Source organism: Pseudomonas sp. PDM25 (genome assembly GCF_019219045.1).
Classification (GTDB): domain Bacteria; phylum Pseudomonadota; class Gammaproteobacteria; order Pseudomonadales; family Pseudomonadaceae; genus Aquipseudomonas.
This window is the reverse complement of sequence record NZ_JAHUWL010000018.1, coordinates 107,117-118,826: the sequence shown is the minus strand read 5'-3', so window position 1 is coordinate 118,826 and position 11,710 is coordinate 107,117. Positions and strand designations below refer to the sequence as shown.

12 protein-coding genes and 1 pseudogene are annotated in these 11,710 nt (G+C 61.8%); all 13 read left to right on the top strand.

What is annotated here, in order from left to right; genetic code table 11:
- Positions 1-10 precede the first annotated feature (10 nt).
- The 13 genes and pseudogenes from KW848_RS26840 (at position 11) to KW848_RS26785 (ending at position 11,708) form a co-directional block, all read left to right on the top strand.
- A complete protein-coding gene (locus KW848_RS26840) occupies positions 11-1,402 on the top strand; it encodes an aldehyde dehydrogenase family protein (protein WP_218538588.1) in 1,392 nt (463 codons plus the stop codon).
- A gap of 3 nt (positions 1,403-1,405) precedes the next feature.
- Positions 1,406-2,566, top strand: coding sequence for an iron-containing alcohol dehydrogenase (locus tag KW848_RS26835; protein ID WP_008157173.1), 1,161 nt, complete (start codon positions 1,406-1,408; stop codon positions 2,564-2,566).
- A gap of 155 nt (positions 2,567-2,721) precedes the next feature.
- Positions 2,722-4,287, top strand: a complete 1,566-nt coding sequence (locus KW848_RS26830) for an amino acid permease (RefSeq protein WP_218538587.1) — start codon at positions 2,722-2,724, stop codon at positions 4,285-4,287.
- Positions 4,288-4,418: 131 nt separating this feature from the next.
- Entirely contained in the window at positions 4,419-4,874 is a 456-nt protein-coding gene (locus KW848_RS26825; protein ID WP_218538586.1) for a VOC family protein, read from the top strand.
- Positions 4,875-4,876: 2 nt separating this feature from the next.
- Positions 4,877-4,951, top strand: a pseudogene (locus tag KW848_RS31975) (phosphotyrosine protein phosphatase); the annotation flags it as partial.
- Positions 4,952-5,036: 85 nt separating this feature from the next.
- Complete coding sequence (locus KW848_RS26820; RefSeq protein ID WP_218538585.1) at positions 5,037-5,198, top strand: DUF2986 domain-containing protein; 162 nt, start codon at positions 5,037-5,039, stop codon at positions 5,196-5,198.
- 209 nt (positions 5,199-5,407) lie between these two features.
- Complete coding sequence (locus tag KW848_RS26815) at positions 5,408-5,770, top strand: DUF6463 family protein (protein WP_218538584.1); 363 nt, start codon at positions 5,408-5,410, stop codon at positions 5,768-5,770.
- Positions 5,771-5,804: 34 nt separating this feature from the next.
- Positions 5,805-7,295 (top strand): M15 family metallopeptidase, encoded by a 1,491-nt coding sequence (locus KW848_RS26810; protein WP_256365287.1) that lies wholly within the window; start codon positions 5,805-5,807, stop codon positions 7,293-7,295.
- Between the two features lie 100 nt (positions 7,296-7,395).
- The gene (locus KW848_RS26805; RefSeq protein WP_309140087.1) at positions 7,396-8,067 is read left to right on the top strand and encodes a GntR family transcriptional regulator; all 672 of its coding nucleotides are present in this window, start codon (positions 7,396-7,398) and stop codon (positions 8,065-8,067) included.
- 114 nt (positions 8,068-8,181) lie between these two features.
- Positions 8,182-9,114, top strand: a complete 933-nt coding sequence (locus KW848_RS26800) for a 4-hydroxyproline epimerase (RefSeq protein ID WP_218538582.1) — start codon at positions 8,182-8,184, stop codon at positions 9,112-9,114.
- Positions 9,111-10,226 (top strand): FAD-binding oxidoreductase, encoded by a 1,116-nt coding sequence (locus KW848_RS26795; protein ID WP_218538581.1) that lies wholly within the window; start codon positions 9,111-9,113, stop codon positions 10,224-10,226. Before KW848_RS26800 ends, KW848_RS26795 begins: the two co-directional genes overlap by 4 nt.
- The gene (locus KW848_RS26790; protein WP_008157207.1) at positions 10,219-10,455 is read left to right on the top strand and encodes a (2Fe-2S)-binding protein; all 237 of its coding nucleotides are present in this window, start codon (positions 10,219-10,221) and stop codon (positions 10,453-10,455) included. Before KW848_RS26795 ends, KW848_RS26790 begins: the two co-directional genes overlap by 8 nt.
- Positions 10,452-11,708, top strand: coding sequence for an FAD/NAD(P)-binding oxidoreductase (locus KW848_RS26785; protein ID WP_218538580.1), 1,257 nt, complete (start codon positions 10,452-10,454; stop codon positions 11,706-11,708). Before KW848_RS26790 ends, KW848_RS26785 begins: the two co-directional genes overlap by 4 nt.
- The last annotated feature ends 2 nt before the right edge of the window (positions 11,709-11,710 follow it).

The window sequence follows — 11,710 nt, the reverse complement described above, 5'->3', positions numbered from 1 at the left end:
GACCACCATCATGACTTCAACCATTCAACTCATCTCCCCGGTCGATGGCCGGATCTATGCCGAACGCCGCTGCGCCGATGCGGCGCAAATCGACCAGGCGCTGGCGGCGGCCGAAGCGGCCCAGGCGCAATGGAAACGCCGGCCACTGAGCGAACGCGCCGCCTTCTGTAGTGCCGCGGTAGACGCAATGCTGGCCATGAAGGCCGACATCGTGCCGGAACTGGCCTGGCAGATGGGCCGTCCGGTGCGCTTTGGCGCTGGCGAACTGCGAGGTTTCGAAGAGCGTGCCCGGCATATGATCGCTATTGCGCCTGAAGCCTTGGCAGCAATTGAACCCACGCCTGTTGCCGGTTTTCGACGCCATATCAAACGCGAACCGTTGGGTACGGTGCTGGTCGTCGCCCCTTGGAATTATCCCTACCTGACAGCGGTGAATACGATTATCCCGGCGCTGATGGCCGGCAACAGCGTCATCCTCAAACACGCGTCGCAAACGTTGCTGGTGGGTGAACGGTTCGCCGAGGCATTTCGCCGCGCCCATCTGCCCGAAGGACTGTTCCAGAACCTGTTGCTGAGTCATGTTTATACCGGAGCGATCATTGCCTCTGGACGCGTGCAGCAAGTGAACTTCACCGGCTCGGTCGAAGCCGGTAAATCCATGGAACAGGCTGCCGTCGGAAGTTTCCTCGGCGTAGGCCTGGAACTGGGCGGCAAAGACCCGGCCTATGTCCGCGCAGACGCCAACGTCGAACACGCAGTGGAAAACCTGGTGGATGGCAGCTACTTCAACTCCGGACAAAGCTGCTGTGCGGTCGAACGGATCTATGTCGATGAAAAAATCTACCAGGCGTTTGTCGAGCGCTTCGTCGCGCTGACCCACCAATACGTGCTGGGCAACCCACTGGACGAAGCCACCACCCTCGGCCCGCTGGTGAATCCGGCCGCCGCTGAATTCGTTCGGGGTCAGATCGCCGAAGCACTGTCAAAAGGCGCCAAGGCGCTGATTGATCCGAAGACCTTTCCCGCCGACACACCGGGCAGTGCCTACCTCGCGCCGCAAGTATTAGTCGACGTCACCCATCAAATGTCGGTGATGCGCGAGGAAAGCTTTGGTCCCGTGGTCGGCATCATGCCGGTGGCCAGCGACGACGAAGCCATTGCCTTGATGAACGACAGTGAGTTCGGGCTCAGCGCGTCCATCTGGACGCAAGACCTTGCCGCCGCCGAACGCCTGGGCAACGAGATCGACACCGGCACCGTGTTCATGAACCGCTGCGATTACCTGGACCCGGCCCTGGCCTGGACCGGGGTGAAGAACAGCGGGCGCGGCGTCACGCTGTCGCGCCTGGGTTACGAACATCTGACCCGCGCGAAATCCTTCCATTTGCGCCACGAGATCTGAGCCATGAGCCTGACCGCGAACTGGAACTACCCCACAAGCATCCGCTTCGGTGTCGGCCGCATCGCCGAGCTTGCCGAGATCTGCCGCAGCCAAGGAATCCAGCGACCGTTGCTGGTCACCGACAGTGGCCTGGCGCGTGCCCCGATCACCCTTTCAGCGCTGGACGCCTTGCGCGCCGCCGGCCTTGGTGTCGCGCTGTTTTGCGACCTTAAACCCAATCCGGTCGAAGCCAATCTGGCGGGCGGGCTCGACGCCTGGCGCGCCGGCAAACACGATGGCGTGGTCGCCTTCGGCGGGGGCAGTGGACTGGACATGGGCAAGCTCATCGCCTTCATGAGCGGCCAGACCCGACCGGTGTGGGATTTCGAAGACATCGGCGACTACTGGACCCGCGCCGACGAAGGCAGCATCGCCCCGATCATTGCGGTGCCGACCACGGCGGGTACCGGCTCCGAGGTGGGCCGTGCCGCGGTGATCATCGATGAGCGTACGCACACCAAACGCATCATCTTCCACCCGAAGATGATGCCGCGCGTGGTCATCAGCGACCCGGCCCTCACCGTCGGCATGCCGGCCAAGGTCACTGCGGGCACCGGCATGGATGCGTTTGCGCATTGTCTGGAATCGTATTGCGCTCCCGGCTTTCACCCCATGGCCGAAGGGATTGCGGTGGAAGGCATGCGCCTGGTCGCCAATGCCCTGGTGCGAGCCGTACACACCCCCTCGGACCTGGAGGCGCGAGCGGAAATGCTCGCGGCTGCCGCGATGGGCGCTACCGCTTTCCAGAAAGGGCTGGGCGGGATGCACGCCCTCTCACATCCGGTGGGCGCCCTGTACGACACCCATCACGGCATGACGAACGCCACGTTCATGCCCTATGTCCTGAAATTCAATCGACCGGCCATCGAGGAACGCATCACCCGCCTCGCGGCTTATTTGCGTCTGCCCTCGCCCGGCTTCGACAGTTTTCTGGCCTTTGTCCTCAAGTTGCGCAAGGACATCGGCGTGCCCCATACGCTGGTTGAGCTGGGGGTGGATGACCGGCAGGCCGACCTGATCGCGGACATGGCGATTGTCGACCCTTGCGCCGGCGGCAACCCGCTGCCATTGACCCGAAATGGCGCGGCAGAAATATTCGAAGCGGCGTACCACGGCCGTTTGTAGGAGCAGTTGTCTGTCCATGGCCAAGGTGCGAACGCGCAGCATGGACGGGGTTTATCCGTTAGCAACAGGAGCAGTACGACAAGGGGTTGAAGGCCAGCCCGTCCGGCAACGTAAACCCGGATGGATGCGTATCAAAACCTGAAGGGGCACACAACATGAAGCCAACAAGCCAGCCCGGCACGAGCGCGCCGCAAGACGATGACGTCAAGGTGCTGCACAGCATGGGCTACGCCCAGGAACTCTCGCGACGCATGGGCGTTTTCTCCAACTTTGCCATTTCCTTTTCGATCATCTGCATCCTCTCGGGTGGCATCAACTCACTCGCCCAGGGCACCTCGGGGGCGGGCGGTGCGTCAATCGGCATCGGCTGGCCGATCGGTTGCCTGATCTCCGGGGTTTTCGCCATGGCCATGGCGCAGATTTCCTCGGCCTACCCCACCGCTGGTGGCCTCTATCACTGGGGCTCGATTCTCGGTAACCGCTTCACCGGCTGGCTGACCGCGTGGTTCAACCTGCTGGGGCTGGTCACCGTGCTCGGCGCGATCAACGTCGGTACTTATTACTTCTTTTTCGGCGCCTTCGGACCGTCCCTGGGAATGGAAGACACCACCACGACCCGGGTGATTTTCCTGGCGATCCTGACCGGTATCCAGGCCTTGTGTAACCACCTGGGTATCGGCCTGACCGCGAAACTCACCGACTTCTCGGGGTATCTGATCTTCGCCACGGCGCTCGCGCTGACCATCGTCTGCCTGATCTCGGCGCCCAGTTATGAGTTCGCCCGGTTATGGACCTTCAGTAACTATTCCGGCGAGGCTGGCGGCAGCGTCTGGCCACAGGTGTCGAACGGCTGGGTTTTCATGCTCGGCCTGCTGCTGCCGATCTATACCATCACGGGTTATGACGCTTCTGCGCACACCTCCGAGGAGACTCGGCAGGCAGCCATGTCCGTGCCGCGTGGCATGGTCACGTCGGTGGTCTGGTCGCTGCTGTTCGGCTGGGTCATGCTCTGCTCGTTTGTGCTGATGCTGCCGAACATGGATGAGGCGGCGAAGCAAGGCTGGAACGTATTTTTCTGGGCCATGAACACGCAGGTCAACCCAACCGTGAAGCTCGTGCTGTACGTGGCGATTTTCATCTCGCAGTTCCTCTGCGGGCTGGCAACCGTGACCTCGGTTTCACGCATGATCTTCGCGTTTTCCCGTGACGGTGGCCTGCCCTGCTCGAAAGCACTGGCCTCGGTGTCGCCTACCTATCGCAGCCCGGTGGCGGCGATCTGGACCGGTGCCACCCTGGCGGTATTGTTCGACTGGGGATCGTCGGTGATATCGGTCGGCGCAACGCCGGTCTATACCATCGTGGTGTCCTGCACGGTGATCTTCCTGTTCTTCTCCTTCATCATTCCCATCGTGCTGGGCCTGTTTACCTACGGGACGTCGAAGTGGCCGACCATGGGACCGTGGAACATGGGACGCTTCTGGTACACAGTATTCGCCGTCCTCTCGATCCTCTCGATGGTGATCATTTTCGTCATCGGCATCCAGCCACCGAACGATTGGGCGTTGTACATCACCATCGGCTTTCTGGTGCTGACGGCCATCGTCTGGTTCGGTTTTGAAGCCAGACGTTTTCAGGGGCCGCCGATTGGCGACATGATCATCAAGCGTCAGGCTGAAATTGCGGCGGCGGAAGAGGCGTTGAATAAACGGGCCGGGAGCTGATTGCTAGTTAAGCGTGACGCTAACCCTTTGGCGAGGGAGCTGCTCCCGCTAGACTGCGCAGTCTGTGATTGGGCAATCCCAAGATCAGTACCCATGGATCAATAGGACGCAGGGGCGGCAGGAGGCATGCAATGGAACTGAAGTTCAGTCACGTCGATGTACTGGTCAACAATCTCGAGGAAGCCTGTGCTTACTACGCACAGATACTGAAGGCCAGGATCTCCAAAACGCTCGTCTGGGAACGAGGTAGTCTGCACGTGCGCTACGCGATTGCGCTGATCGGCCAAGAACGTTTCATGCTGGTTCAGCCGTTGGCGGGGAACCTGAGGGAACTGTTGGACGCCTCGGGTGAAGGGATGATTTATCGCCACTGCTACTCGACACCGGACATTGAGAAGGCCTATGACGAATTGATGGTCGCCGGTGTTCAGCCAGAAGACGAAAACGGAGCGCCGTTGGCCCGCGCGAACCTGCAATCCCCGTCCGGGACACGCATCATCTGGTTGCCCAAGCGCTTCGGGCACTTCTCTATCGAGATCCTGGAAGACAAGGCGCTGGAGGCCTTTATCGACACTGCGTTTGCCTGAGAGGCACAAGCCCGAACGCACGTAGCCCCATCGGTCCAGCGGATATTCGCTGGGCCGATGTCATCTTTGTCATGGAAGACGCAGTGAAGTCCTCTCTCACTCCCTAGGCTTCGTGCGCCAACCTCTGCCATCATTGAAGAACTTACCAGCCGAGCAGAAAACATGAATCGTCGTAAAAAAATACAGCAGTTGTTAAAGGCTCACGCCAAAAAGGCCAGTGCCAAATTGGCACCGGCCAACAAGTCTAAATACATTAGTAAAGCTGACCGATTGAAGCTCGCGGCTGAACCTGGTCTAGACTCGACCATTTCCCCGGAGAGCTGATCTATTTACCTTAAACACCAGCGCAATTTACACATCTGTTTGGTCCAGGTATTCCGATGGCTCGCACCGTGAGGACGCAGCCTGACAATGCACTCAACGTCGCTCTCTTCGGTTGCTGGACGTTACGCGATAAAACCGGGACCGTGCCGCGCTCCCTTAACCAAACGTCAGGCACTTATCCAGCCTTACCGTTACGGAGCATATAAGACATGTCAAACATCGTCGCATGGACCCTGTTCGCCTTGGGCGTCCTCCATATTCCATTCGGTATTATCAAGTTCAAAACAGCATTCGCCGCCGCTGTAGACTCTGGCTTCGTTGACCAATTCAAAGCGCACGAAGATCGGCGCACTGCCCTCTGGTTTACCATGCTGGGGCCGCTTTTTATGCTCGCTGGGCAGACAGCGATTCACGCCGTAGCCGTTGGCGATCTCGCGCTACTTAAAATGGTTGGCCTCTATGTGTTGATGATCTCGATCATTTGCGTCATTGCTGTTCCAAAATCGGGGTTCTGGGCAACGCTGCTGGTTTCTCCGCTGATCATCGCGGCAGGGTATGGTTTGTACGCCTGATTCAGCTTGAGAATCGGCCTCTTTGGAGTCTCGCATGCCCCGTCTCTGCACCCTCCTGCCTCTGCCCTCCTCGACACTGTTTTCGCTGCGTTCGCGCAGCCTGCTCGCGCGGCACTGGCTGCAATGGATCCTGTGCCTGAGCATTATCGTGCCCGGCATCGCCGGGGCAGAGACACGACCCGAGAACATGGTGTATCTGCGTACGATTGATCCGGGCATCGAGCAAGACATGCGCTATGCCAGCGCTCACAACTTCACCGGGCACCCACTCGACGGTTACGCCGCGCCACAGTGCCTGTTATCGCTGGACGCCGCCAAGGCCCTCGCTCGGGTACAAACAGCGTTGCGTGCGCAAGGCTACGGTTTGAAGGTGTTTGACTGTTATCGACCCAGCCGTGCCGTTGCCGATATGGGGCGTTTTGCGTCGGAGCCGGGTGACCCGCGCAAGGCCGAGTTCTATCCACGTGTGGACAAGCAGGACTTCTGGCGCCTGGGCTACGTGGCCCGGGTGTCGAACCACTCCAAAGGCTCAACCGTGGACCTGACACTGACCGGCCCGGATGCCCTGCCCGCCGAGACCTGGACGCCTTCAGCCGGGCAAGTCGATTGCACGGCCGCCTATGGCCAGCGTTGGCGCGACGGCGCGCTCGACATGGGCACGGGGTTCGATTGCTTCGATGAGCGCGCGCATACCGACAACCCGACGATCAGCGCTGCCGCCAAAGAAAATCGCCAGAAGCTCAGCAGGGCCATGGAGAAAGAAGGGTTTACCGGGTACTCGAAGGAATGGTGGCACTTCACCTACAGCGGGGAAGGTTCGCCGAAGAACGTCATGGACTTCCCCATCACGCCGCTGGGTGCACGCGATGTTCTCGACACCGCCAATCAGCTGATTGTGGTCACCACAAAAAACTGGACTGACATCCAGGGCACGGCCCAGCGTTATGAACGGCAGGGCAACACCTTTCGAAAATACGAAGGATCGTTTCCGGTAGTGGTCGGCAAGAGCGGGCTGGCGTGGGGCAAGGGTCTGAGCAGCGTTGAGCAACGCGAAGGCCCGCTCAAACATGAAGGCGATGGAAAAGCACCTGCCGGGGTGTTCAAACTGGGAACGGCGTTTGGCTACGACAGCACGGCCGACACCAGACTGCCTTACCTGGCACTCACCCCGACCATCGAATGCGTGGATGACAGCCACTCCGCACGCTATAACGAGCTGGTCGATGGAGCGACTGTTTCAAAAGACTGGAACAGCTCCGAACGGATGCGTCGCGATGACGACATGTATCGAAAAGGCATTTTCATCGAGCACAATACGCCGGCGTCCCCCGCCTCGGGCTCGTGCATTTTCTTCCACATCTGGCGCGGCCCCGCCTCGCCGACGCTGGGCTGCACCGCCATGGACCCAGCGGATATTTCTCGCTTGTTCAATTGGCTGGATCCTCGCCAGTCCCCTCTGCTGGTTCAAATGCCTGAGGCGCAATACGAGCAAATCCGCGAAAGCTGGAACCTTCCCGAACGTTGATGGCTGGCAGACGGTGGGCGGGAGGTCCTGACCATCGCCGAAGACCACCCAGTGCAAATTCGTATACCCTATCTGCAATTCAATCCTGATGATCACGACCGTGGCCCTGACAAAACTCAACGCTCCCGACCTTGGCAATTCGCCTTCGACGTCGGAAATCATCACCCGTCATCTGCGTGACGCCATCGTCGCCGGGCATTTTGCCGAGGACGAGCCGATCCGCCAGGACGACATCGCCCGCCAGTTCAACGTCAGCAAGATTCCGGTGCGCGAAGCCCTCAAGCGCCTGGAGGCCGAAGGCCTGGTGATGTTCCAGCGCAATCGCGGGGCGATGGTCACCCGGGTTTCCGATGCAGAACTGGCGCAGATGTTCGAAGTGCGCATGCTGCTTGAAGACAAGGTGCTGCGCCTGGCCATTCCGAACATGACCGAAGACACCTTCGCCCGTGCCGAACGCATCTGCCAGGAGTTCATCGGCGAAGATGACGTCGGGCGCTGGGCCGAGCTTAACTGGGAACTGCACGCTTGCCTTTACGAACCGGCACAGCGTCCATTTCTGGTCGGCCTGATCCGCTCGGTCAACGACAAGCTGGAGCGCTACCTGCGCATGCAGATGAGCCTGTCGGCCGGCAAGGAACGCGCCGATCACGAACACCGGGAAATCCTTGCGGCCTGTCGCGCCGGTGACGTGGACCTGGCGGTGAAGTTGCTCGACGAGCACATTTCCGGGGTCTGCAAGACCCTGTTCGAGCACCTGCCTCACCACCACTGACCGCTCGCCACACTGTGCCGATTTCGTCATCGGCACTGGGTAAAACCATCAAGCCGACACCCCTCTCTACAGGCCACTCTTTCGTTCACTCATCTGAACGGACGTGGCCATCCCATGAAACGCATCACCGTGATCGACTCCCACACCGGCGGCGAACCGACCCGCCTGGTGACCGCCGGTTTTCCTGACCTGGGCACCGGCAGCATGGCCGAGCGTCGGCAGCGGCTGGCCGAACAGCATGATCAATGGCGCGCCGCTTGCGTGCTGGAACCACGGGGCAGCGATGTGCTGGTCGGCGCCCTGCTCTGTGAGCCGGTGGACCCGAGCGCCTGTGCCGGCGTGATTTTCTTCAACAACAGCGGTTACCTCGGCATGTGCGGCCACGGCACCATCGGCCTGGTGGCCTCGCTGGCGCATCTGGGCAAGATCGGCCCTGGGGTCCACAGCATCGAAACCCCGGTGGGCACGGTGCAGGCGACGCTGCACGAAGACCATTCGGTCAGCGTGCGCAATGTGCCGGCCTACCGTTACCGCAAAGCGCTGTCGCTGCAGGTGCCGGGGATCGGTCAAGTGACCGGCGATGTTGCCTGGGGTGGTAACTGGTTTTTCCTGATTGCCGAGCATGGCCTGCGCGTTGCCGGCGATAACCTCGATGCGCTGACCGCCTACACCTTCGCCGTCCAGCAAGCACTGGAGGCTCAGGGTATTCGCGGCGAAGACGGCGGCTTGATCGACCATGTCGAGCTGTTCGCCGATGACGTGCAGGCCGACAGCCGCAACTTCGTCCTCTGCCCCGGCAAGGCCTATGACCGCTCGCCCTGTGGCACCGGCACCAGCGCAAAACTGGCGTGCCTGGCGGCCGACGACAAATTGCAGCCGGGACAGATCTGGCGTCAGGCCAGTGTCATCGGCAGCGAGTTCGAGGGTTCCTACGAACTTCAGGGCGAGCGCATCGTGCCGACCATTCGCGGCCGCGCCTTTATCAGCGCCGAAGCCAGCCTGATCATCGAGCAGGACGACCCGTTCGCCTGGGGCATTCGTCCGTGAACGAGGGCCGGGTGGCCGATGTGATCGTGATCGGCGCCGGCATTATCGGCGCCGCTTGTGCCCAGGCGTTGGCGGGACGCGGCTTGCGTGTGCTGGTGCTGGACGCCGGCCTGCCCGGCGCTACGGCGGCGGGCATGGGCCACTTGCTGGTCCTCGACGACAACCCGGCCGAACTGGCCCTCAGCCAATATTCCCTGCAACGCTGGCGCGAACTGGCGCCGGCCCTGCCCGACGGCTGCGCCTACCGGTGCAATGGCACCCTCTGGCTGGCCGCCAATGCCGAAGAAATGGCCGTCGCCCACAGCAAATACCTGAATTTGCAGGCCCAAGGCGTGGCCTGCGAATTGATCTCCAGCAGTGCCTTGAACCAGCGCGAACCGGAACTGCGCGAAGGCCTGGAAGGCGGACTGCTGATCAATGGCGACGGCATTCTTTATGCGCCGGCGACGGCTAATTGGATGCTCGACACACCGAACATCAGCCAACGCCGGGCGCGGGTCAGCGAAGTCGACGGCAACCGTGTGCGACTCGACAACGGCCACTGGCTAAGCGCCGAAGCGGTGATTCTGGCTAACGGCGTCCAGGCCAACGAGCTCTGCCCCGAATTGCCGATAGAGCCGAAGAAAGGTCACTTGCTGATCACCGACCGCTACCCCGGCAAAGTCACTCACACCCTGGTGGAACTTGGTTACGTCACCAGCGCCCACAACGCCAGCGGTCCCTCGACGGCGTGCAATATCCAGCCTCGGCCCACCGGGCAACTGTTCATCGGTGCCTCGCGACAATTCGGCACCACCGACCCGCAGGTCGAGGGCTGGATGCTGGCGAAAATGCTCCGGCGTGCCACCTACTACATGCCGGGGCTGGCGCAGCTCAACGGCATCCGCGCCTGGACCGGTTTTCGCGCCGCCAGCCCCGACGGCTTGCCGCTGGTGGGTCAGCATCCGCAACGCAAAGGCTTATGGCTGGCGGTCGGTCATGAGGGCCTCGGCGTGACGACCGCCCCCGGCACCGCCGACCTATTGGTCGCGCAGTTGTTCGACGAAACGCCGCCGCTGGCCGCGCAACCGTATCTGCCGCAACGTTTTCTCGGAGAGTCCGTTTATGCCTGAATTGATGCTGGACGGGCGTGCCCTGCGAGTTGCCGAGGGCACCAGCGTCGCCGCTGCACTGGCCCTGAGTGGCGACGGCTGCACGCGCACCTCGGTCAGTGGCCAACGTCGCGCACCGCTGTGCGGCATGGGCATTTGCCAGGAATGCCGGGTGACCATCGACGGTCGGCGACGACTGGCCTGCCAGACGCTGTGCCGTGACGGCATGCACGTGGAGACTCAAGCATGAACGAATACGCCGACCTGCTGATCATCGGCGCCGGTCCCGCCGGCATGGCCGCTGCGCTCGCCGCCGCGTCAAGCGGTGCGCGCATCGTCCTGCTCGATGACAACCCGTTGCCGGGTGGGCAAATCTGGCGTGATGGGCCTCAAGCCAAGCTGCCGAACCCGGCGCGTGAGATGCGCGAGCGATTGGAAGCGTGCAGCAACATCCGCCGTCATTCGGGCACTCGAGTGATCGCCTGCGCCGGGCCGAAACGACTGCTGGTCGAAGACGCCGATCGAGGCTGGGTGATCGGTTACGACAAACTGATTCTGTGTACCGGTGCTCGCGAATTGCTGCTGCCCTTCCCCGGCTGGACGCTACCCGGCGTGACGGGTGCGGGTGGCCTCCAGGCATTGATCAAAGGCGGGCTGCCGGTGCAGGACGAACGCCTTGTGATTGCCGGCAGCGGACCGTTATTGCTGGCCAGCGCCGCCACCGCAAAACACAACGGCGCCCAAGTGCTGCGCATCGCCGAGCAAGCCTGCGCGGCCGCCGTTGGCGGTTTCGCCGCGCAACTGCCACGCTGGCCCAACAAGCTGATGCAGTCGGTCACGTTGTTCGACCGCCATTACCGTACCGGAACCTATGTACTGGCCGCCCTGGGCAGTGAGCGACTGGAAGGTGTGCGCCTGCAACAGCAAGGGAAAATCATCGAACTGGAATGTGGTCGCCTGGCCTGTGGCTTCGGTCTGATCCCCAACACCCAGCTCGGCCAGGCTCTGGGCTGCGAACTCGATGGCCAGGCGATCGCCGTCGATGCCTGGCAGACCACTCGCCGCGCCGATCACTACGCGGCCGGTGAATGCACCGGTTTCGGTGGCAGTGAACTGGCGTTGGTCGAAGGCGCCATCGCTGGCCACGCCGCCGTCGGTGACCTTGATTCGGCCCGAGCATTGTGGCCGCGTCGTGCGCGCTGGCAGGGTTTCGCCAACGCCCTCAACAAAGCATTCACCCTCGACCCGCAACTCAAATCGCTGGCACAACCCGACACCCTGGTGTGCCGTTGCGAAGACGTGCCTTACGCAGCGCTTGCCGGGCACACTGACTGGCGCGAGGCCAAACTGGCCAGCCGCTGCGGCATGGGCGCCTGCCAGGGCCGGGTGTGTGGCGGCGCGTTGCAGCACCTGTTCGGCTGGCAACCTGCGGCACCACGCCCGCCGTTCAGTCCGGCGCGGATCGAGACCTTGCTGTGCCTGGACGACACCCCGCCGGCCTGAAT

Coding starts and splice junctions, on each gene's coding strand:
- KW848_RS26825 (WP_218538586.1), top strand. CDS start 4,419: ATGGAACTGAAGTTCAGTCACGTCGATGTACTGGTCAACAATCTCGAG.
- KW848_RS26785 (WP_218538580.1), top strand. CDS start 10,452: ATGAACGAATACGCCGACCTGCTGATCATCGGCGCCGGTCCCGCCGGC.
- KW848_RS26840 (WP_218538588.1), top strand. CDS start 11: ATGACTTCAACCATTCAACTCATCTCCCCGGTCGATGGCCGGATCTAT.
- KW848_RS26815 (WP_218538584.1), top strand. CDS start 5,408: ATGTCAAACATCGTCGCATGGACCCTGTTCGCCTTGGGCGTCCTCCAT.
- KW848_RS26790 (WP_008157207.1), top strand. CDS start 10,219: ATGCCTGAATTGATGCTGGACGGGCGTGCCCTGCGAGTTGCCGAGGGC.
- KW848_RS26835 (WP_008157173.1), top strand. CDS start 1,406: ATGAGCCTGACCGCGAACTGGAACTACCCCACAAGCATCCGCTTCGGT.
- KW848_RS26830 (WP_218538587.1), top strand. CDS start 2,722: ATGAAGCCAACAAGCCAGCCCGGCACGAGCGCGCCGCAAGACGATGAC.
- KW848_RS26820 (WP_218538585.1), top strand. CDS start 5,037: ATGAATCGTCGTAAAAAAATACAGCAGTTGTTAAAGGCTCACGCCAAA.
- KW848_RS26810 (WP_256365287.1), top strand. CDS start 5,805: ATGCCCCGTCTCTGCACCCTCCTGCCTCTGCCCTCCTCGACACTGTTT.
- KW848_RS26800 (WP_218538582.1), top strand. CDS start 8,182: ATGAAACGCATCACCGTGATCGACTCCCACACCGGCGGCGAACCGACC.